The sequence below is a fragment of the Photobacterium sp. ABD4_091 genome, assembly GCF_056160145.1.
Genome location: NZ_JBSWWQ010000001.1, coordinates 1822226 through 1843398 on the forward strand (window position 1 = coordinate 1822226; position 21173 = coordinate 1843398).

A 21173-nucleotide genomic window follows, 5' to 3' on the forward strand; every position below is an offset into this window, starting at 1 on the left:
CAAACTACCGGCACTGGTATCGTGCCGGTAGCTCTGTCAATGTCACTGGCGAACGCAAGTTTACTTGGTGTGGTTTGCATCCAGCCAGTTTGCCATTCCGACAAACTGTTCTAGCGTCAGGTTTTCTGGACGCATGCTAGGGTTGATCCCCAGCGCTTCCAGCTGCTCGCCAGTCAGCAGTGCCTTGTAACAGTTGCGGATGGTCTTGCGGCGCTGGTTGAAGCCTTCGCGACAAACACGATCCAACCACTTAAGGTTAGTACATGGATGCGGCAAGGTTTCATAAGGGGTTAGGCGTACAACAGCTGAATCCACTTTCGGTGCTGGCTTGAATGACTCAGGCGGCACTTCTAGTACAGGCATGACGCGGCAGTAGTACTGGGTCATTACGGTCAGTCGGCCGTAAGCTTTGCTGCCAGGACCTGCAGCCAGGCGGTTAACCACTTCTTTCTGCAACATAAAGTGCATATCTTCGACGTGCTCATGGAATGACAGCAGGTGGAAGATCAATGGCGTTGAGATGTTGTACGGCAGGTTACCGAAAATACGCAGCTTGTTGTTTTCCTTGAGCAGCTGCGTGAAGTCGAAACGCATCGCATCACCTTCATGGATAGTCAGCTTGTCAGCGAGATCCGGGTGGTTGCGAAGACGCTCGGCGAGGTCACGGTCAAGCTCGATAACCGTGAACTTATCAACCATTTTGCCAACAGGCTCGGTGATTGCACCAAGGCCTGGGCCAATTTCAACCAGGTTTTGGCCTGGGCGAGGGTTGATGGCGGAAACAATGCCATCAATGATGTATGGGTCGTTCAAAAAGTTCTGGCCAAAGCGCTTACGGGCGCGGTGACCTAGGTGGACTTGATCGCTGCTCATGCTTGTTTTTCTACCAATTCGAGGGCGTGTGATAGCGCTGTCCAAAGGCTACCCGTGTCCGCCTGTCCAGTACCTGCGAGTTCCAGTGCGGTACCATGATCTACTGATGTTCTGATGAAGGGCAGCCCTAACGTAATGTTGACGGATTTACCAAAGCCTTTGAATTTCAGCACTGGTAGCCCTTGATCGTGATACATGGCCAGTACCGTATCGGCATCGGCCAGGTATTTTTCCTGGAAGATGGTATCTGCCGGCAAAGGGCCAATCAGATCCATGCTTTCCTGCTGGCGGAGGTGCTCCAGCGCCGGGCTGATCACATCGATCTCCTCGGTGCCCAAGCAGCCGTCTTCGCCGGCATGTGGGTTTAAGCCACAGACATAAATTTTAGGTTCGGCAATCCCGAACTTGCTGACAAGGTCAGCATGCAGGATACGGATCACCTGCTGCAGCCGCTCTTTGGTGACAGCTTTGGATACACAAGCCAAAGGGATATGGGTTGTGGCCAACGCCACCCGCAAACCTTCGGTCGCCAGCATCATCACTACCTGGGCAGTATTCGATTGCTGGGCAAAAAACTCGGTATGGCCGCTGAAAGAGACTCCCGCCCGATTGATAACCCCTTTATGGACAGGACCGGTGACAACAGCTGCAAATTCACCGCTCATACACCCCTGGGCGGCTCGCTCCAGGGTACTGAGCACATAGTGGCCGTTCTGCTCGTTGAGCGTACCTGCCTCCACCTGTACGGCGAGGGGAAGATCGGCAACCACCATAGTGCCAGCCCGGTGGGGCTCAGCGGCTTGGCTCGGGTCATAGGCTTTTACCGCCAATGGCAAACCGAGTTGGGCTGCACGTTCTACCATAAGCTGGGCGTTAGCACAAATTACAAGTTGGTGCGGCCAGTCTTGCTGGGCAAGGGCGAGCACCAAATCAGGGCCAATACCTGCAGGCTCTCCCGGGGTGATGGCAATACGTTTAACCTTGGTCATCGGCACGTTCCGGTTGTTCGATATAGGCGTCTGCACGCAGCTCCTGCAACCAAGCCTGGGCTTCTTCGTTGAATTTACGGCTGAACAGGATGCGGTAGGCACGGTTCTTCACTGCGGCATCGGTGCGGTCGACATCGCGGCGATCCAGTACCTCGACGATGTGCCAGCCATGTACCGTTTTGAAGGGTTCGCTGATCATGCCTTTCGGCAGGGTTTCCACTTTGTCCTTGAACTCAGGAACATAAAGATCAGGGGTTTGCCAGCCAAGCTCACCACCGTTGGCTGCCGAACCCGGATCGGCACTCAGGGCCTGGGCGGCATCGGCGAAGCTGCGCTCGCCAGCCAAGATAGAGCGGCGGGCTTGCTCAAGTTGTTCTTTGGCACCCTCATCGCTGAGGATCACTGAGGTTGTTACCAGGATATGGCGGGCATTCACTTCGGTGACGGACACAGTTTCCAAGCCATCAACCTGGTTGATTTTCAGGATGTGGTAGCCTGCGCCGCTGCGGAAAGGACCGACGATGGCACCGGTGCCCTGTGATTGGATCTGGTCGGCAAAGATGGTTGGCATCTCTTCTTTGCGCATCCAGCCCCACTCACCGCCCTGCAGGGCTTTCGGGCCTTTAGAGTAGCTGTAGGCCAGGTTGGCAAAGTCAGCGCCGTCTTTAAGCTGGTTGACGATCTGCTGGGCTTCATTTGCCACTTCGTCCCGCTCGACCGAGCTGGCGCCTTCCTCAACCCTGAGCTGGATATGGCTGATGTTGTAGCGCACGCCTTGTTGCTCTTGCTGGCTTAGCTGGCCAGCCAGCGTTTCCACTTCCTGGGGCAGGATGTTGATCCGGCGGCGCACTTGAATGGTACGGGCTTCGCTAGCGGTCATGTCGCGGCGCATCTGCTCGCGGAAAATCGAGTAGCTGATGCCGTTGGCGGCCAACGTTTGCTGCAACTGGCCGACAGTCATCTGCTGCTCGGCTGCCATCTGGTTGATGGCCTGGTCTAGGCGGTTGTCGTCAATGCGGATACCGAATTGCTCGGCTTGCTGGAGCTGTAGGGTTTCCATTACCAGCTTGTCCATGATCTGGCTGGCCAGCACATCATCCGGCGGCAAGGGTTGGTTCTGGCCGGCGGCATTCATACGAACGGTTTTGAGCATCGCATCGACATCACTTTGCAGGATCACGCTGTCATTGACGATCGTGACAATACGGTTAAGTTCTTGTGGTGCGGCAACGGTGCCGGCAGAAAGGCCCAGTAGTGCAATACCGAGCAAGCTAGACTTCCAATTTTTCATAGTTTGTTTCCATCGGGCGCCGGGGCGCGTTAAATCTTGGCTGGGAGGGCAAGCCCTCCCATCTATTAATTATTGAGGTAAAACGGGCGGCCGTAGCCAATTGAGTTACTGTCACCACTCGAGGTACCGATCGGTGCCAACCCGAGGCCAATCAGGCTGAACGAAATACTGAAGTTCTGTTCGTACTCGGCCGGGCTGCTCGAGACATTCGAACGAGTTTTTAGGTATTCGTTATAGCCTAGGCTGATCATCCAGCAGGCGGTACGGAAGTTGAGGCTGATTTGCCCTTCCAGCATCTGGTTCTCGGTCAGGTCGTGGTAGTAATCCCCGCGCAAGCTCACCCCGTCATAGATAGGGAAACCGGTCGAGAAGCCCAGCTGTGAGATACCGTCTTCGGTATAGCGGTTTAGCTGATCTTCATCGAGGATGTTGTCCAGCAGGTACTCTTTTGAGATGTAGCGGTAGTTCAGCTGGCTGAATGTCCCACCCTCTCGGTATTCAACAGCGCCGTTGGCAAACTGGAGATCTTTCTTGCTGGCGTCATACTGCAAGCCGCCGTGGAAGAACAGCCAGTCATTATAGTTGAAGTCAGATTCTAGCGCGGTAGCCGAGTAGTTAGGGCTAGTCTCATTGTTGCTGTCTAGATTCCGGCCAGCGTCGTTGAGATAGAAGATTTGCCCCACCGCAATATTGAATCGCTCTTTGAAATCATTATCGAAGTAGCGCGATGTCGCACCCACGGTAAACTGGTTGGCAGCGGCAATGCGGTCAACGCTGGAGTAGCGCTTGTCGCGGAACAGGCCGTAGTAGTCGGTTTGCATTAAGGTGGTGTCGTAGGCATCGTAAATACCTTTCTGATCAACATCCTTAACGTACAAGTACTGGATTTGCGGCTCCAGGCTCTGGGTGTAGCTATTGCCCCAGAGCAGGGTATCACGCTCGAGGTACAGGCCAGAATGAAGGCGGATACTTGGTACTGTCCGTGAAACACTCTCTTCTAGTTCGAGACCCTTGTCGAGGATCTCCTGGGCGTTAGGGTCAAAGTCCTGGTTGTAATAGGTATACATCAGCTTGGCTTCGCTGGTTACCGACCACCATGGCGTCGCATATGGCAGCGTCAGCGTCGGTTCGAAGTGCACCCGGTCGGCGGTTGGCTTATCCGGGTTGTCATTTTCAAACCGGCTGACATGGCTATTGAGGTGGAAGTCCAAGCCGTACGGCATATCATCGTAATAATAGTTGGCTTCTACCTGTGGCATCAGGCGGTAACTTGAGGAAACACCGAGTGTCAGGGGCTGGAAGTCCCTGACACGGAGGGTCGAATCCCAGTTGAGATCACGGTAGGACACTTCGGCCGTTTGCAGCAAGTTGTTGTCTTCCCGCTCACCGATGCTGGAATCAATATCCGAGAAATACGTCGGGTCGCTGACCTTGCTATAGTCGACCTCGAACAACCAGTGCTGGTTGTACATACCGTTGTGCGACCAGTTGAAGCCCCAGCGCGGATCTAAATCCGAAGCTTCCTGATCATTACCCAGATATTCACCGGATAAGCTACCGGAGCCAAGTTCGGTTAAATATCGGAACTTGGAGTTGAGCTGCAAACCACGGTTGCTCATGTACTTCGGCGTGATGGTCATGTCGTAGTTGGGCGCGATGTTCCAATAGAACGGGGTCTCGAGCTCGAAACCGTCACGGGAGCCGTAGCTGAGTGACGGGTAGAGGAAACCGGTCAGGCGTTCGTCGCCAACAGGTACCCGGAGGTACGGCATATAGAATACCGGGACATCAGCAACTTCGAAGCGGGCATTGTAGAGATCGGCAAATGGCGAGTCATTTTCCCGCTCAATGCTGGTGGCCGAGAAACGCCAGCTCTTGTCTCCCGGCGGGCAGGTGGTGTAGGTACCGTTTTTCAGGCGGTAGTACGAGATCCCGTTTTTGGTCACCCGCTCGGCTTCGCCACGGCCAGCTTCGCAGGTCATGTTGTAGACTGCGTTGTCCATCTGCGAGTCTTCGGTATCCAGGTTGCTCTCGATACGGTCGGAGTAGACCTCGATGGTACCATCATGGAAGTAGACGTTGCCTTCAGCCGTGACAATATTTTCTGGCTGCTGCAGGTGGGCAGTATCGGCGGCGACTGTCCGGTTACCTTGGCGTACAACCACATCACCGGTGTAGGTGACTTTTTGGTTATTGAGGGCCTCAGCTTGGTCGGCAGTGACTTTGATTGGTTCGTTATTCGGATCGGCCGGCATTTGCTCCGGGGCAATACAGACACCACGCACCATTGCCAGCTCGTCAGTGTCATCACTGACCGCAGAGTCGCCTTTGGCTGTCTCTGGGGCGGCTTGGTTTGCGTAAGCCACCGTCGGGCCGAATAGTGCCAGGCTGATCATGGTCGCCAATAAGCTGCGGGAAGTAGATGACATCTAACTAAACGTTCCTGTAATAAAGTTTTTAGCGCATTTGTTATTGTTGACTGGGTTTTGACAAGCTTTCCCAGTAAATGCCAGCTATGATAATGCAAATTCTATCCGACGGCATCTTTTGGCTCATTTTTTGGCTTTGGCTGTCGGGTGTAATGCATGAGAAATATTTCTAAATTTAGCAAATTACCAGAGAGTAGCGAATGCAGGTTTGGGGCAAAATACTTGGGGCATTTTTTGGCTTCCTCCTTGGCGGGCCATTTGGTTTGTTGTTAGGTCTCTTTTTGGGCCATAAGTTCGATAAAGCTCGCGCAAAAATTTATTATGGTCGCGGGTTTGGCGGTTTTTCCGGTGGGCAGAGCTCGGCAGAAAACCAGGCAGCCTTCTTCCATGCTGCCTTTGCCGTGATGGGGCATGTGGCAAAAGCCAAGGGACGAGTCACTGAAGAAGAAATTCGCGTAGCCAGCGTGTATATGGATCGGATGGGCCTGCAAGGCGAGTCTCGCCGCCAGGCCCAGGAAGCTTTCCGCGAAGGCAAGGAAGAGGGGTTCCCGCTGGAAGAGACCTTGATGAAGGTGCGTCAGGGCAGTGGCGGCCGGGCGGATTTGTTGCAGTTTTTCCTAGAGCTGCAGATTCAGGCGGCCTTTGCCGACGGATCGCTGCATCCGAGTGAGCGCAAGTTGCTGCATGTGATTGCGCGTATCTTGGGTTTTTCTGCTCAGCAGCTTGAGCAGAGGCTGCATATGCAAGAAGCAGCGTTCCGTTTTCAGCAAGGAGGTTTCCACCAGCAGTACCAGCAGCAGGGTGGGGGATTCCACCAGGCACCGACCAAAGATCAGCTGGCAGATGCCTTCGAGTTGATCGGTGTGCCGGAAACGGCTTCCGCACAGGAGCTCAAGCGGGCCTACCGTAAACAAATGAATGAGCACCACCCGGATAAACTGGCTGCCAAGGGCTTACCGCCGGAGATGATGGAGCTGGCCAAGGAGAAGACCCAGGAGCTGCAGGCTGCCTATGATCTGATCCGCAAGGAGAAGGGATTTAAGTAGGGGCTTGGTCCTGGGAAAAGCGGGCTCGAGGAAAAGCAAAACCCACACTGTTGACTGTGTGGGTTTTTTTATTCTGCATCCATAACCTCTAAACGACGTTCTTTGCCTTGCCTGCTGCAAACGCATTGATGTTGTCGATAAGCTGGTTGGCGAGGGTTTGGATAGCGCTGTCCGAGCCCCAGGCAACATGCGGGGTGAGCAGCAGGTTGGGCAAGTCGCTGTTGGCAATCAGCGGGTTGCCATCGCCAGCAGGCTCTTCGGTGAACACGTCGCACCCGGCCCCGGCTATTTCGCCGTTGCGCAGGGCATCAACCAAGGCCTGCTCGTCGACCAATCCCCCCCGGCCGGTATTGATCACGATTGCACTTTCTTTCATTTGCTTCAGCTCGGCGCTGCCAATCAGGTTACGCGTCCCGTCAGTCAGCGGGCAGTGCAGGCTGAGCACATCGGCCTGTGCCAGTACTTCATGAAATGGCATGTAGCCATCACGGCAGGCCTCTGCGCCTTTTCGCTCAGCAAAAATGACCTTCATCCCTAGTGTCCGGCCGAGCGTTGCCATCGCCTGCCCTAAGCCGCCGCTGCCAATAAGCCCCAATGTTGCCCCGCGGATATCATTGATGGGATGGGTAAAAAAGCAGAATTGCTTTTTCTCCTGCCATACGCCTTGCTGGATATCACGGTGGTAGCCCAGAAGGTTGCGGCGCAGGGCAAACATCATGGCAACGGCGTGCTCAGGCACCGAGTCTACGGCATAGCCGCGGATATTGCTCACCGTGATGCCATGCTCGCGGCAATAGGTGAGATCGACGTTGTTGGTACCGGTGGCGGCAACGGCAACCATCTTTAGCTTGGGTAACTGTGCCAAGATTGCAGCATCAAGTACCACCTTGTTGGTGATGGCAATGGTCGCGTTCTCCAGCCGTTCGAGAACCTGCCTTGGGCTGGTGGATGGATACTGGGTCCATTGGTGCTCAAAACTAGGGGAAGGAATAATGATTTGGGCCGGTATCGTGTCCCGGTCGAGAAAAACAATCTGTTCCATGGCTCGTAAATCGTGGTTCGAGGATAGTGTTATCAGTACACACTATCCCCGACAGCCAACTCAAGCCCTATGGTTTGGAATAGTGATCCGGTAGGGTCTTTTGTGGTGCGTTGGTGAAGAACTCACACGGCGAAAACAGGTGCATCGGCTCGCCACTTCGCGGATGGAAGAAGCTCAGCTCTGCGGCATGAAGCTGCAGGCGCGAAGCCATCGCCTTGGCCTCAGGATGGGCGTAGAAGCCATCCCCAAGGATAGGATGCCCCAAGGCGAGTAAGTGGACCCGCAGTTGGTGGGAGCGGCCTGTGATAGGGCGCAGGCGCACCAGGCTGGTGTTTTCCTTTCTCTCCAGTACCTGGTAATGGGTGACTGAAGGCTTGCCATCGTCGAAGCAGACTTTTTGCTTGGGCCGGTTAGGCCAATCGCAGATCAGCGGCAGGTCGACGGTACCGCAATCCAAGGCAATATCCCCAAACGCCCTGGCGTAGTAGACCTTCTCGGTACGGCGATCCTGAAACTGGATTTTAAGATTACGCTCGGACTGCTTGTTGAGGGCGAGCATGATCAGCCCGGAGGTGGCCATATCAAGGCGATGGATCAGGTGAGAGTCGGGATAGTCGGCCCGAACCCGCGACCAGATGCTGTCATAAAAGGCCGGATCGCGGCCGGGGTTTGAGAGCATTCCGGATGGCTTGTTCACCACAATAATATCGTCGTCTTGGTAAAGGATATCCAGCCAAGGCTCCTTGGGTGGGTTGTAGTCTATCTCTGGCAGTGCGCTCATAGTTGATTCTTTAGTTGCATGGTCTGCGAAAAAGGCCGGTGAAACGGGAAGGCGGCGATAATATCAACAATTGCTAAGAAGGCAATATCCTTGCTAGCAAATCTGCAGCTGTAAAAAAGCCGCCCGGAAAGGCGGCTTGGTAGGCAGTGAGATTGGGTTTTGAGTTAGCCGTGGCTAACCACAATCAAACGCAGTGAATCCAGCTGAATTTGCGCCTTGGCAATATAGCCGGTCAGCTCTTCGATTTGGTTGTCGATAAGCTCTAGCTCGTCATCACGGATATTCGGGTTAACCGCTTTGAGCGCCTGAAGGCGGTCTAGCTCAGCACGCAGCGTCGCTTCCATCTCGGTTTGTGCTGATTCGCGGATAGTAACCAGTTCACCGGAGACCACTTGCTCAGCACTTTCGATCAAGGTGTGAATGTCTTTCTGTACCGAGTTAACCAGTTTGCTGCCTAGATGGCGGTTGACCGGGCTCAGCTGGCGGTTGAAGCCTTCGAACTCGACCTTGGCCGACAGGTTGTTGCCTTTGGCATCCAACAGGATGCGGATAGGCGTCTTCGGCAGGAAGCGACCGATACCGGATTGCTTCGGTGCCTGCGCATCCACCACATAGACCAGCTCCAGCAGCAGGGTACCGGCAGGAAGCGCCTTGTTCTTCAGTAGTGATACCGCCGTGGTGCCGACCCCTTCGGACAGCAGCAAGTCGATGCCGCCCTGGATCATCGGGTGTTCCCAGCTGATAAAGTGCAGGTCTTCACGCGATAGCGCAGTGTCACGGTCGAAAGTGATGGTACAGCCGTCATAAGGCAGGCCAGGGTAGCTCGCTACCATCATGTGCTCTGACGGGGTGACCACAATGGCATTTTCGCCTTTGTCGTCCTGGTTAAGGCCAATCGTATCGAACAGGCCAAGGGCGAAGGTCACTAGGTTGGTGTCGCCGTCTTTGCTGCTGATCTCTTCTACCAGCTTCTGTGCATCGGCGCCGCCGTTGGAATGGATCTCCAGCAGGCGGTCACGGCCTTGCTCCAGTTTACCCTTGAGTTCATTGTGCATAGCAGCGCTGCTCTCGATCAGCTCATCAAGCTGCTCGCCGTCAGGCTTGTCGCTGGCCAGCAGCTCCAATAGGTTGCTGCTGAAGGCATCGTACACGGCACGGCCGGTTGGGCAGGTTTCTTCAAACGCGTTCAGGCCTTCGTTGTACCAGCGGGCCAGCAGGGCTTGCGAGGTGCCCTGCAGGTGCGGGACGTGGATTTCGATATCACGCTTCTGGCCGATGCGGTCAAGGCGGCCGATACGCTGCTCCAGCAGGTCTGGGTTGTTCGGTAGGTCGAACATCACCAACTGGTTGGCGAACTGGAAGTTGCGGCCTTCCGAGCCAATTTCAGAACACAGCAGCACTTGAGCACCATCTTCTTCCTGGGCGAAGTAGGCGGCGGCCTTGTCGCGTTCGATAATCGACATGCCTTCGTGGAACACGGTGGCACGGATCCCCTCGCGCTCACGCAGCGCTTGCTCAAGGATCAGCGCGGTTTGGGCGCGCGAGCAGATCACCAGTACTTTTTCCTGGCGGTTGGCTTTTAGCATATCCAACAGCCAGTTGACGCGTGGGTCAAACTGCCACCAAGTCGCAGAGTCGCCTTCGAATTCCTGGTAGATATCTTCCGGGTACAGCAGTTTGAAGGCTTTTTGTTCCACGCTCATCTTGCCGCCCATCATACCGGCAACACGCATCGCGGTTTGGTACTGGGTTGGCAGTGCCAACGGGTACATGTTGAGGTGACGCTGCGGGAAGCCCTTGATTGCCGCGCGGGTATTACGGAACAGCACGCGGCCGGTACCGTGGCGGTCCATCAGGTTGTCGATCAACTCGTGGCGAACGGTTTGCTGTTGCTCCTGGTCGATGTCACCGGCTTCGATAATACGCAACATCGGCTCGATATCCTGCTCTGGCAGCAGCTCAACCAAAGTGTTCTTGGCATCGTCATCCAGCTTTTCGCCAGAGAGTAGGCGTGAGACCGCATCGGCAACCGGTGCGTACTGGCGCTCTTCTTCGACAAAGGCTTCGTAATCGTAGAAGCGATCCGGGTCAAGCAGGCGCAGGCGGGCAAAGTGGCTTTCATGGCCCAACTGCTCTGGAGTTGCGGTTAGCAGCAATACGCCTGGAGCTTTTTCCGCAAGCTCTTCCACGACCTGGTACTGGCGGCTCGGCTTGTCTTCGCTCCACTCCAGGTGGTGGGCTTCATCGACAACCAGCAGGTCCCAATCAGCATCCAACGCCTGCTCAAAACGACGGCGGCTCTTGCGCAGGAAGTCCAGTGAACACAGTACGTACTGGGCGGTGTCGAACGGGTTGGCAGAGTCGGCAAATGCTTCGACACAACGCTCTTCGTCGAAAATCGAGAAGTGCAGGTTGAAACGGCGCATCATCTCGACCAGCCACTGGTGCTGTAGTGTCTCAGGTACCAAGATCAGGATACGCTCGGCACGGCCAGACAGCACCTGCTGGTGGATGATCATACCGGCTTCGATAGTTTTACCTAAGCCAACCTCATCGGCGAGCAGAACGCGCGGCGCGTAACGGCGGCCAACTTCATGAGCGATGTAAAGCTGGTGAGGGATCAAACCGGCACGCATACCGCACAGGCCGCGAAGCGGGCTCTTGTGCTGCTCATACTGGTTTTTTAAGGCACGGTAGCGCAATGCAAAGCGATCCATGCGGTCAATCTGACCGGCAAACATTTTGTCTTGCGGCTTGTTGAAGCGGATTTGGTTACTAAGGAAAATTTCGCGCAGTGCGACATCCTCTTCGCCGGTATCAGTACGGGTACCGATATAGGTAAAGACGCCGCCGGTTTCATCGACCTGCTCGACCTTGAGCGACCAGCCGTCATGGCTTTCAACCACATCACCGACATTGAACATTACACGGGTCACTGGAGCGTCGTTGCGAGCATAAAGGCGGTTCTCTTCACTGGCAGAGAACATTAGAGTGACGGTTCTGGCATCGACAGCCACGACCGTACCTAGACCCAGATCACTTTCAGTATCACTGATCCAACGTTGACCCAAAGCAAATGGCATAGTGGTTAAAACCTTCTAATTATTTGAAATCAAGGAAAATGCGAAGCCGATGCGCCTGCATTTTTGAACTACACTCAAAGTAATACCGTACTAGATGGTATCCATCACCTGCCGTTGGCAGCGCGTATTGGTATATAAGTGTAGCCAGAATTCGCACCGGTAAAAAAGGGGAGTAATGTTACTGCATGCCGTGAGCAAGGTCACGGTCAATATGACAAGAAAGTACCAAACTGTAACTGTCACATTTATTTAATTATCTCCGGTCTTTAATAGTAACTATCCCGTTAAATCGGGCACAGGAAATACTCTGGTGGAACAACCACCGATTTGTTACCAAGGAGGTACCTATGGATGAAGTTGGTAGGAAAGTTTTCGTTCTCGACACCAATATACTGCTTCATGAACCCCTCGCTGTTTATTCTTTCAAAGAGCATGATGTCGTCATCCCAATGACAGTGCTCGAAGAGCTCGATCGCATCAAGGATAGTAAACGTGATGTCTCGCGTGATGCCCGTGTTGCCATTCGTGCCCTGGAAGATATTTTCCGCGATGCCACCCCAGAGCAAATTGCTGAGGGGATCCCTTTAAGCCCACAAGGAGGTGAGTTAGGAAAGGTTTCAATTTTTGCTGATTACGAGGTGACCGAAACGGTCCACGCCTTTGCCGACAAGGCGGGGGACAACCGTATCCTCAATGGCGTGCTGTTTCTCCAGGCCCACTATGCACCGCGTGAAGTAGTGCTGATCACTAAAGACATCAACATGCGGCTACGCGCCAAAGGGGCGGGGGTATGTTATGTCGATGACTACCGTACCGACCAGTTGATTGACGATGTCAAAATGCTGACCAAGGGGTTTTACCAGTTTAGCGGTAACTTCTGGGAGCGTGTCGGTGAATGTTACTCGGAGAAGAAAGGCCGCTCGACTGTCCATACTTTGCCTTCGGAGTTATTCGAGGCACCATTTATCAACCAGTACCTCATTGATGAGGATAGTGACTTTACCGGTCGGGTTCAGTCTATTGATGGTGAAACCCTGACCCTGAAAGATATCGGCCATGAGCGGCTGTTGAGTAAACAAGCATGGGGGATCCACCCGAAAAACATCTACCAGGGAATGGCGCTCGATGCCCTAATGGATCCTAAAATTGACCTGGTTATCCTAACGGGCCCAGCAGGGTGTGGTAAAACCATTCTGGCCATGGCGGCAGCGTTGGAGCAGGTGATAGAAAAAGGCATGTATGACAAGATCATCGTGACCCGTAATACCCCGGAAATCGCAGAGTCTATCGGTTACCTACCGGGTACCGAGGAAGAGAAAATGATGCCTTGGCTCGCTGCGGTGACCGACACCATGGAGGCATTGCACAAGAATGATGTGTGTACCGATGGCTCGATGAAGTACATCTACGATAAGGCCAATATTCAATTTAAATCGATTAACTTTATGCGCGGGCGTTCAATCCAGAATGCATTTGTATTGTTGGATGAATGCCAAAACCTTACCGCCTCCCAGATCAAAACCATCATCACCCGTTGTGGGGAGGGCACCAAGCTAGTTTGTTCCGGTAACCTGGCCCAGATTGACTCCAGTTACCTTTCTCCTGTTACCTCGGGCTTGACCTATATCGTCGAGCGTTTCAAGAATTTCGAAGGCAGTGCCAACATTTACCTCAATGGCGTTGTCCGCAGCCGTTTGGCTGAGTTTGCCGAGGAGAACCTATAGTCATATAGGCTCCATACGTTTCCCTTTTCGCAAAAGCGAGCCGACTGGCTCGCTTTTTCCTTTTTTGGCTGTTTTTATGCTTCGTTTACCAGGTACCAGATACTTGGTAACTAGTGACCGAGGTAGTGCTGGAGAGCAGGATCGCTCGGTGAAGCCAAGACCTCCAGACAAGGGCCGAAGATTTTCACTTTGCCCTGGTAGATAAAGGCACATTTGTCAGCAATTTTAAGCGCATCTTCCGGACTGTGGGTGACCATCAGTACCGTGGTGTTCTGCTCCCTAGCGAGCTTCCTGACCAGTTCCAGCATCTCTTTCCTTAGTGCGGGATCAAGCGCCGAGAAGGGCTCGTCCAGCAGCAGCAACGGGCGCTGGCGGATCAGGCAACGGGCCAGAGCGACCCGCTGGCGCTGGCCGCCGGAGAGTTGCTCTGGCAAACGGTCAAGGTAGCTCTGCAATCCTACTTTCGCGGCTGCCACTACCACCTGTTCTTTCTGGTCGTGAGTCAGTTTCAGCGCTGGGCTCAAACCAAGGCCGATATTTTCATACACGCTCAGGTGCGGAAACAGGTTGTGCTCCTGGAACAAGATAGAGAGTGGGCGCTTGGCCGGATGTAGTTGGCTGATGGGTTGGCCATTGACAGTGAGCGTGCCGCTATCCGGGGCAAGGAAACCGGCGACCATGGCAAGCAGGGTGCTTTTTCCGGCTCCGCTCGGGCCGACGAGGGCGACGATATCCCCGGCCTCGACGCTGAGGTCGAAGCTAAGCTGGGTGGATTGGCCGGGTTGCTTCGGATGGTGGAAGCAATGTTGTAATTGCTGCAAATTTAGCATCATGGGTTCCGGATGATCAGTTTTTCAACCAAGGAGAATAAGCCTAGGCTGAGGGTGAGCAGGATCAGCGCCGCTACGGCAGCAGCGTCCATCTGGTAGCTGCCGAGCAGCTGGAACAGGTAGAGCGGCAGGGTCTGGAAGTCCTGGCTGCCAAACAACGCGATGGCACCCAAGTCACCGAGAGACAGGACAAAGCCGATAGCCAGGGCTTGGGCAAAAGGCTTTTTCAAAGCCCGCCATTCCACCAGTTTGAGCCGTGACAGCCCCGCCATGCCAAGGCTTTGGCACAAGGGCTCATATTGCTGGGCCACATGGAGCATCGGCTGGCTCAGGGTCTTGAGTACATACGGCAGGGCCATCAGGGCGTTGACCGCAACCACCACCCAGAAAGCGGCGGCAAAGGCATCGGTAAACTGGCGCAGCAGCAAGAAAATCCCGGTACTCAAGACCAGCCCTGGGGTGACCAGGATAATCGTACCGATCAGATCCAGACCATCTGCCAGCCAGCGGCGGTGCTGTAGGCGCCAGTGCCTGCTGGTCAGAAGGATGGCAACGCCGCCAACCACGGCCAGCAAACATGCCAAGCAGGCGATTTGTAGTGAGTTGAGCACCGCCTGCCACAGCCCGGGTGCACCTAGCGAGTCAAGGGTTTGGCTATTGAGCCCGGCCATGATGACCGCAACCAGCGGCGGAAGCACCAGCAGCAGGGCAAGGCTGATCCATCCCCAGTCCCAGCAGCGGCTGGCGAGTGAGTCAAATAGGCTTTGACGCGGATTAGCGACAGATTGGCTTGAGGTGGCCAGCGGCCTGGCAAAGCGCTGGCTCAACAATACAAGGCTGCAGCACAGCAGCATCTGCCACAAGGCGAGAATAGCACCGCCTGCAAGGTCAAAGTCGTAGCGCAAGGCTTGGTAGATGGCCAGCTCAATGGTGGTTGCTTTGGGGCCGCCGCCCAGTGCCATGATGACGGCAAAACTGGTAAAGCACAGCATAAAGACCAGCCCGACGACATGGGGAAGCTGCTGGCGCAGTCTCGGCCAGGCGACAAAGCGGAAGGTGTGCCAGCTCGACATACCCAGGTGGGTGGCTAGCTGGTGCTGCTCAAACGGGATCCCTTCCAGGCTTTGGACAAACAGGCGAGTTGCCAATGGCAGGTTGAGGAATACATGGGCCAGCAAGATCCCCTGCAGGCCATAGAGGGAGAAACTGCCCTGCCATCCCAGCTTAGCCAGTAAGCTGGTTAATACGCCGTTGTTGCCGTAGATCGCCAGCAGGCCGAATACCGCGACCAGTACCGGCAGGACCAGGGTCATAGCAAAGATCCGCATCAGCAAGGCTTTGCCCGGGAACTGCCGGCGTGATAGCGCGTAGGCGACGGGAATGGCAGGTAGGGCACTCAGCAGGGTTGAGAGCAGAGCCTGGGTGAAAGAAAAACCTGTAATGTGACGTAGATAAGGATCATGCCAGAGCGAGGCAATATCGAGCTCGCTAGCTTCATTGACCAGGGCGGCTAGGGCGCTGACCACCAGGCAAAAAATGAGCCCGGCGGTGATCAGGCCGGGCATCAGTTGGGTGTTGCGTGTATTCAAAAGTGAGTGCCTACTACTTGGTCAAGGCTTGCTGCCACTCGCGAACCCAGCTTCGGCGCTGCTTGGCAACGTCTTCGGCTGAAAACTCCAGGGCTTTACTCGGCAGGGTAAGTAACTTGAACTCGGCTGGCTGGGCGACATCCGTTACCGGATACATCCAGTTACCCGTCGGGATCACCGACTGGAACTCAGGCGTTAGCATAAAGGCCAAGAATTGGTCGGCCAGGGCTTGGTTCGGGCTGCTTTTCAGTTTCGCAGCCACTTCCACCTGCATGTAATGGCCTTCGCTGAAGTCGGCGGCTTTGTATTTGTCGTCCTGCTCGGCGATCAGGTGATAGGCTGGCGAGGTGGTGTATGACAGCACCATATCGGACTCGCCTTTGAGGAACATGCTATAAGCCTCGGACCAACCTTTGGTGACAGTAACCGTTTTACCTGCCAGTTGCTGCCAGGCTTGTGGAGCCTTGTCGCCGTATACCGACTTCATCCACAGCATCAGGCCCTGGCCCGGCGTCGAGGTGCGCGGGTCTTGGTAGATGATGGACAGGTCGTCACGGTTGACCAGCTCATCCAAGCTTTTCGGTGGGTTTTCCAGCTTGGTGCTGTCATAGACAAAGGCAAAGTAGCCGTAGTCGTAAGGGACAAAGGTGGTATCGCTCCAGCCGTTCGGCAAGGTGAGCTTGCTGGTGTCCACTTGGTGCTCGGCCAGTAAGCCGGTTTTCTTGGCTTCGGCAATCAGGTTGTTATCGAGACCAAGCAATACGTCGGCCTTGGTACGTTTGCCTTCAAGGCGGATACGGTTGAGGATGGATACACCGTCATCCAATGCCACGAACTCCAAATTACACTCGCACTGCGCCTCAAACGCTTTCTCGATAGCAGGCCCAGGCCCCCAGTCGGAAGCAAAAGAGCTGTAGGTGTAAACCGTAAGGGTGTTGTCCGCAGCCAGTGCCGGCATGGCGGCCAACGTAACAAGTGGGAGTAATTTTTTCACTATGCGCTCCTGATGCTCTTGCGTCCGGCAAGAGGAAAAATAACCGTACGAGCGGCACAGGGTTGAGATGAAGGCCGGCGTCATGCCGGCTTTGCAAGATAAGAAGGCTTACCGTGGCGAACTCAATTCCTACGCCAGTACTAACTGGATCAGGTTCTGTGGGTTTTGCCGCAGCAATCTCAGCACTTGCAAGCAGGCTTGGTGGCCTAGGGCAAGCGCTCCCCAATGAGAACGCTTGTTATTGTAATGTGGCGGGATACAGGTTGCCAGCAGGAAGGCACTATTATACTAAATGCCCCTTTGCTAAAGGCTGCTATGCGAACGGCTCCTGTGCAAACGTCTCCTGTGCTAATAGCTCCATCGATGACGCCAGACAGTTGAGCAGGCTACTTGGCATTGTTGAGCGACCAGTTGTAGTCATAACTGACGTTACCAAGGGTAATTGATGATCCCTGGCGGTACTGGTTGATGTGTTTTTGCAGTTGGGCTGTAGAGCCGAAATCGCTGCCATACCAGTCATAAATCGAAGAAAGCTGGGTTTTATTGCCTTGAGGGTTGACGCCCTTGCGGCTGTTGATAAAGCGGGTGGCCGATTTTTCCAGTAAGTGCTCGGTGTTACTGGCAGTGAAAGCGTCGGGCTGGAGATCCGGGCAACCTAGGCTGGCACAGTTGACGACATAGTGAATGCGCGGATCGCGCCAGATCGGACGTAAAATCCGGTGCTCAATATCGTTGAGAGAAAGTGTCTTGCCGTTAATGGTGAGCACTTTCTCATCCCAAGGGCCAAAGCTGAAGAAGCCACCTAATTTGGTGATGGAAGAGACCGGGTAGTTATCGAGGATCAATTTGACTGTTTGGGCATTGTAGAGATTAACCCAGTAAGCAAACTGTTCGTTGCGGTTTAATTGGTGCGGGTTTAGCTTGGTCAGGTCGCGTAGGTACCTGTCCAGTTCGTACTTGTCGCCATCCGATACCCGACTGTAGCGAAACAAGGTTTGCTGGGGTTGGACGACCAGGTACTTATCGAGCAGGCGCTGCCAGCGGCTGTGGTCAACTGTTTGTGAGTTGGAAGAGGCATATTGCTGCCAGTAAGGCCAGAGATCTGACTTGGGGGCGGCAAAGGTGCTAGCCGATAGGACGAGAAACAGCAGGCTGACAAAATGGCGCATAGGGTATCCTCGGTTATTTCCCCAAGTGAATACAAGTTACTTGGGTATCATTATCTTAGTCGACCCGAGATACAAAGCTCTTATTGCAAAAAAGACAAAAAAACGCCCCAGCCATAGTGAGCTGGGGCGTTAATGTTATCGGTTTTTAGTGAAGACCGTAACGGTGTTACGCCAAGAACGCAGGGATCTTGCTTTCGTACTCGGCGATTTTGTCTTCGTGCTGCAAGGTCAGGCCGATGTTGTCTAGGCCGTTCAGTAGGCAGTGGCGACGGAATTCGTCAATCTCGAAGCTGTATTGCTTACCGTTGGCCGTTACTCGCATGGCTTCCAAGTCAACGGTGACCTCCGCGCCTTCGTTAGCTTCGACGTACTGGAAGATCTCATCGACTTCCTGTTCGGTCAGGCGAACCGGCACCATCTGGTTGTTGATCGAGTTGCCGTAGAAGATATCGGCGAAGCTCGGCGCAATCATCACCTGGATACCGTAATCAGCCAGAGCCCATGGCGCGTGCTCACGGGATGAGCCGCAGCCGAAGTTTTCGCGCGCCAGCAAGATGCTTGCACCTTGGTAGCGCGGCGTATTCATCACAAACTCTGGGTTTGGCTGCTCGCCAGCATCATCTAGGAAGCGCCAGTCATGGAACAGGTGCTTGCCAAAGCCGGTGCGGGTCACCTTTTGCAGAAATTGCTTAGGGATGATGGCATCGGTATCGACGTTGGCGGCATCCAAAGGAACGACCAAACCAGTGTGTTGTTTAAATCCTGTCATTGTCTCGATCCTTCTCTTAAGCCGTCACTGCAACGTTGTCTAGTTCGCGAATATCAACAAAGTGCCCTGCACACGCAGCTGCTGCCGCCATCGCTGGGCTCACCAAGTGAGTACGACCATCACGGCCCTGACGACCTTCGAAGTTACGGTTACTGGTTGATGCGCATCGCTCACCTGGGCCTAGGCGGTCATTGTTCATGGCTAGGCACATTGAACAACCCGGTAGACGCCATTCAAATCCGGCTTCGATGAAGATCTTGTCCAGCCCTTCTTTCTCAGCCTGGGCTTTGACCTGCTCCGAGCCCGGAACCACAAGCGCCTGGACGTTGGCAGCAACCTTTCGGCCTTTGGCAATGGCAGCGGCTGCACGCATGTCTTCGATGCGCGAGTTGGTGCAAGAGCCAATGAACACTTTGTCGACAGCAAAGTCAGACAGCTTCTTGCCAGCTTCCAAGCCCATGTAAGCCAATGCTTTTTCTGCAGACGCCTGCTCGACAGGGTCGACAAAGTCAGCCGGCGCCGGGATTGGCTGATCGACAGCAATCACCTGGCCTGGGTTAGTGCCCCAAGTGACCTGCGGTTTGATGTCTTTGGCCTCAAGGGTGACCACGGTGTCGTACTTGGCACCGTCGTCCGTTTTCAGCGTCTTCCAGTATTCGATAGCCGCTTCCAAATCGCCACCGGCTGGCGAGAACTTGCGATCCTTGATGTAATCGAAAGTAGTTTGATCTGGGGCGATAAGGCCGGCTTTGGCACCAAGCTCGATAGCCATGTTACAGACCGTCATGCGGCCTTCCATGGTCAGATCGGTGATCGCTTCGCCGCAGAATTCCACCACGTGGCCAGTACCGCCAGCTGCAGTAGTCTTGCCGATGATCGCCAGCACGATGTCTTTGGCAGTAATGCCTTCAGCGACCTTGCCTTTGACTTCGATCTTCATCGTCTTTGCACGGGCTTGCTTCAGGGTTTGGGTCGCCAATACATGCTCAACCTCAGAGGTGCCGATACCGAAGGCCAGTGAGCCGAAGGCACCGTGGGTCGCTGTATGTGAGTCACCACAGACAATCGTCATGCCCGGTAGGGTAATGCCCAGCTCTGGGCCCATGACATGGACGATGCCTTGGTATTTGTGGTTCAGGTCATAGAGGGTAACGCCGAACTCTTCACAGTTCTTGGCTAGGGTTTCCATCTGGATACGGGCCATCTCGCCAGAGGCTTTGATGTCCTTGGTCTGGGTCGAGACGTTGTGATCCATGGTCGCGAACGTTTTGCCTACCTGGCGTACCTTGCGGCCTTTTTCACGCAGGCCGTCAAAGGCCTGAGGTGACGTCACTTCGTGAACCAAGTGGCGGTCGATGTATAGGATCGGGTTTTCGCCTTCGGCGGCAACCGCAACGTGGGCATCGTAGATTTTTTCATATAGCGTCTGAGGCGCTTTGGTCGTAGACATTGCTCGTTTGCTCCTTGCTGCGATTAGGCTTGGCGAACGTACTGGGCAATCTTGTCGCCCATTTCGCTGGTGCTTAGTGCCGGGCAGTTGCCCGCTAGGTCTGCGGTAAGTTCACCGGCTTCCAGTGCTTGCGATACCGCTTGCTCGATAGCGCGTGCCGCCTGCTCTTCACCCAGGCTATAACGTAGCATCAGGGCGGCAGAGAGGATTTGTGCCACTGGGTTGGCAATGTTCTTGCCAGCGATATCCGGTGCCGAGCCGCCTGCTGGCTCGTACATGCCGAATTTGTCTTGGTTCAAGCTGGCTGAAGGCAGCATACCCATAGAACCTGTGATCATCGCGCACTCGTCCGAGATGATGTCGCCGAAGATGTTCGAGCACAGCATTACGTCGAACTGCGATGGGTCTTTGATCAACTGCATGGTCGCGTTGTCGATGTACATATGGTTCAGGGTGACTTCCGGGTAGTCCTTTGCCACTTCCTCAACCACTTCACGCCACAGGATAGAGCTCTGAAGTACGTTGGCTTTATCAATGGAGTAGACGTTCTTGTTACGCAGCATCGCCGACTCGAAAGCGATACGGGCAATACGCTCGATCTCGTAGCGGTGGTAAATTTCGGTGTCGTACGCTTTCTCTTCTGGGCCTTCACCTTCGCGGCCTTTCGGCTGGCCGAAGTAGATACCACCGGTTAGCTCCCGGACTACCACTATGTCGAAGCCGCGCTCGGAGATATCGGCACGCAGTGGCGAGAAAGCTTCCAGGCCGCTGTGGATCTGTGCCGGGCGCAGGTTGCAGAACAGCTGGAAGTGCTTGCGCAATGGCAGCAGTGCACCACGCTCAGGCTGGTCGTTTGGCGCAAGGTGCTCCCACTTCGGGCCGCCGACTGAGCCAAACAGGATCGCATCGGAGTCTTCACAGCCTTTTAGTGTTGCTTCCGGCAGTGGACAACCATGGTTGTCGATGGCAATACCACCAACATCGTATTCGTTGCACGTTAGGGTGAAGCCGAATTTCTCTTGTACAGCATCCAACACTTTGTGGGCCTGCTGCATTACTTCTGGGCCAATACCGTCACCCGGTAGAACGGCAATCTTATATGTACCTGCCATGG

Annotated in this window: 16 protein-coding genes and 1 riboswitch; of the genes, 2 read left to right on the forward strand and 14 right to left on the reverse strand. The window is 54.6% G+C overall.

Annotation, left to right across the window (positions count from 1 at the left end):
* Positions 1 to 60: 60 nt before the first annotated feature.
* The 4 genes from rsmA to lptD all read right to left on the reverse strand — a co-directional run bounded on the left by rsmA (position 61) and on the right by lptD (position 5582).
* Complete coding sequence (gene rsmA, locus ACXAGQ_RS08545; RefSeq protein ID WP_187460487.1) at positions 61 to 873, reverse strand: 16S rRNA (adenine(1518)-N(6)/adenine(1519)-N(6))-dimethyltransferase RsmA; 813 nt, start codon at positions 871 to 873, stop codon at positions 61 to 63.
* Entirely contained in the window at positions 870 to 1862 is a 993-nt protein-coding gene (gene pdxA / locus ACXAGQ_RS08550) for a 4-hydroxythreonine-4-phosphate dehydrogenase PdxA (RefSeq protein ID WP_475253228.1), read from the reverse strand. Before pdxA ends, rsmA begins: the two co-directional genes overlap by 4 nt.
* Positions 1849 to 3153: a peptidylprolyl isomerase SurA gene (gene surA, locus ACXAGQ_RS08555; protein ID WP_475253230.1), complete on the reverse strand. Its 1305-nt coding sequence runs from the start codon at positions 3151 to 3153 to the stop codon at positions 1849 to 1851. The genes pdxA and surA overlap by 14 nt, the downstream gene beginning before the upstream one ends.
* 65 nt (positions 3154 to 3218) lie before the next feature.
* Positions 3219 to 5582, reverse strand: a complete 2364-nt coding sequence (gene lptD, locus ACXAGQ_RS08560; protein ID WP_475253232.1) for an LPS assembly protein LptD — start codon at positions 5580 to 5582, stop codon at positions 3219 to 3221.
* A gap of 200 nt (positions 5583 to 5782) precedes the next feature.
* On the opposite strand from lptD, the gene djlA reads away from it, so the two are divergent.
* Complete coding sequence (gene djlA, locus ACXAGQ_RS08565; RefSeq protein ID WP_475253234.1) at positions 5783 to 6628, forward strand: co-chaperone DjlA; 846 nt, start codon at positions 5783 to 5785, stop codon at positions 6626 to 6628.
* A gap of 88 nt (positions 6629 to 6716) precedes the next feature.
* Here djlA and ACXAGQ_RS08570 read toward each other — a convergent pair whose 3' ends face one another.
* The 3 genes from ACXAGQ_RS08570 to rapA form a co-directional block, all read right to left on the reverse strand.
* Positions 6717 to 7670: a D-2-hydroxyacid dehydrogenase gene (locus ACXAGQ_RS08570; protein ID WP_475253236.1), complete on the reverse strand. Its 954-nt coding sequence runs from the start codon at positions 7668 to 7670 to the stop codon at positions 6717 to 6719.
* 67 nt (positions 7671 to 7737) lie between these two features.
* Positions 7738 to 8451: a bifunctional tRNA pseudouridine(32) synthase/23S rRNA pseudouridine(746) synthase RluA gene (gene rluA, locus ACXAGQ_RS08575; protein WP_475253238.1), complete on the reverse strand. Its 714-nt coding sequence runs from the start codon at positions 8449 to 8451 to the stop codon at positions 7738 to 7740.
* A gap of 164 nt (positions 8452 to 8615) precedes the next feature.
* The gene (rapA, locus tag ACXAGQ_RS08580) at positions 8616 to 11534 is read right to left on the reverse strand and encodes an RNA polymerase-associated protein RapA (protein WP_475253240.1); all 2919 of its coding nucleotides are present in this window, start codon (positions 11532 to 11534) and stop codon (positions 8616 to 8618) included.
* A gap of 347 nt (positions 11535 to 11881) precedes the next feature.
* On the opposite strand from rapA, the gene ACXAGQ_RS08585 reads away from it, so the two are divergent.
* A complete protein-coding gene (locus ACXAGQ_RS08585) occupies positions 11882 to 13258 on the forward strand; it encodes a PhoH family protein (protein ID WP_317523893.1) in 1377 nt (458 codons plus the stop codon).
* Between the two features lie 110 nt (positions 13259 to 13368).
* On the opposite strand, the gene thiQ is transcribed toward ACXAGQ_RS08585, so the two are convergent.
* From thiQ to leuB, 7 genes are all read right to left on the reverse strand, one after another.
* Complete coding sequence (gene thiQ, locus ACXAGQ_RS08590) at positions 13369 to 14088, reverse strand: thiamine ABC transporter ATP-binding protein (RefSeq protein ID WP_475253242.1); 720 nt, start codon at positions 14086 to 14088, stop codon at positions 13369 to 13371.
* Positions 14088 to 15653 (reverse strand): thiamine/thiamine pyrophosphate ABC transporter permease ThiP, encoded by a 1566-nt coding sequence (thiP, locus tag ACXAGQ_RS08595; RefSeq protein WP_475254704.1) that lies wholly within the window; start codon positions 15651 to 15653, stop codon positions 14088 to 14090. Before thiP ends, thiQ begins: the two co-directional genes overlap by 1 nt.
* A 37-nt stretch (positions 15654 to 15690) precedes the next feature.
* Complete coding sequence (thiB, locus tag ACXAGQ_RS08600) at positions 15691 to 16671, reverse strand: thiamine ABC transporter substrate binding subunit (protein ID WP_475253244.1); 981 nt, start codon at positions 16669 to 16671, stop codon at positions 15691 to 15693.
* Positions 16672 to 16780: 109 nt separating this feature from the next.
* Positions 16781 to 16906: riboswitch (TPP riboswitch) on the reverse strand.
* Between the two features lie 151 nt (positions 16907 to 17057).
* Positions 17058 to 17840: a DUF547 domain-containing protein gene (locus tag ACXAGQ_RS08605; protein WP_475253246.1), complete on the reverse strand. Its 783-nt coding sequence runs from the start codon at positions 17838 to 17840 to the stop codon at positions 17058 to 17060.
* Positions 17841 to 18006: 166 nt separating this feature from the next.
* A complete protein-coding gene (leuD, locus tag ACXAGQ_RS08610; protein ID WP_475253248.1) occupies positions 18007 to 18609 on the reverse strand; it encodes a 3-isopropylmalate dehydratase small subunit in 603 nt (200 codons plus the stop codon).
* A gap of 16 nt (positions 18610 to 18625) precedes the next feature.
* The gene (leuC, locus tag ACXAGQ_RS08615; protein WP_475253250.1) at positions 18626 to 20059 is read right to left on the reverse strand and encodes a 3-isopropylmalate dehydratase large subunit; all 1434 of its coding nucleotides are present in this window, start codon (positions 20057 to 20059) and stop codon (positions 18626 to 18628) included.
* 23 nt (positions 20060 to 20082) lie between these two features.
* Entirely contained in the window at positions 20083 to 21171 is a 1089-nt protein-coding gene (gene leuB, locus ACXAGQ_RS08620) for a 3-isopropylmalate dehydrogenase (RefSeq protein ID WP_475253252.1), read from the reverse strand.
* Positions 21172 to 21173 lie beyond the last annotated feature (2 nt).

Coding starts and splice junctions, on each gene's coding strand:
- rsmA (WP_187460487.1), bottom strand. CDS start 873: ATGAGCAGCGATCAAGTCCACCTAGGTCACCGCGCCCGTAAGCGCTTT.
- pdxA (WP_475253228.1), bottom strand. CDS start 1,862: ATGACCAAGGTTAAACGTATTGCCATCACCCCGGGAGAGCCTGCAGGT.
- surA (WP_475253230.1), bottom strand. CDS start 3,153: ATGAAAAATTGGAAGTCTAGCTTGCTCGGTATTGCACTACTGGGCCTT.
- lptD (WP_475253232.1), bottom strand. CDS start 5,582: ATGTCATCTACTTCCCGCAGCTTATTGGCGACCATGATCAGCCTGGCA.
- djlA (WP_475253234.1), top strand. CDS start 5,783: ATGCAGGTTTGGGGCAAAATACTTGGGGCATTTTTTGGCTTCCTCCTT.
- ACXAGQ_RS08570 (WP_475253236.1), bottom strand. CDS start 7,670: ATGGAACAGATTGTTTTTCTCGACCGGGACACGATACCGGCCCAAATC.
- rluA (WP_475253238.1), bottom strand. CDS start 8,451: ATGAGCGCACTGCCAGAGATAGACTACAACCCACCCAAGGAGCCTTGG.
- rapA (WP_475253240.1), bottom strand. CDS start 11,534: ATGCCATTTGCTTTGGGTCAACGTTGGATCAGTGATACTGAAAGTGAT.
- ACXAGQ_RS08585 (WP_317523893.1), top strand. CDS start 11,882: ATGGATGAAGTTGGTAGGAAAGTTTTCGTTCTCGACACCAATATACTG.
- thiQ (WP_475253242.1), bottom strand. CDS start 14,088: ATGCTAAATTTGCAGCAATTACAACATTGCTTCCACCATCCGAAGCAA.
- thiP (WP_475254704.1), bottom strand. CDS start 15,653: ATGCCCGGCCTGATCACCGCCGGGCTCATTTTTTGCCTGGTGGTCAGC.
- ACXAGQ_RS08605 (WP_475253246.1), bottom strand. CDS start 17,840: ATGCGCCATTTTGTCAGCCTGCTGTTTCTCGTCCTATCGGCTAGCACC.
- leuD (WP_475253248.1), bottom strand. CDS start 18,609: ATGACAGGATTTAAACAACACACTGGTTTGGTCGTTCCTTTGGATGCC.
- leuC (WP_475253250.1), bottom strand. CDS start 20,059: ATGTCTACGACCAAAGCGCCTCAGACGCTATATGAAAAAATCTACGAT.
- leuB (WP_475253252.1), bottom strand. CDS start 21,171: ATGGCAGGTACATATAAGATTGCCGTTCTACCGGGTGACGGTATTGGC.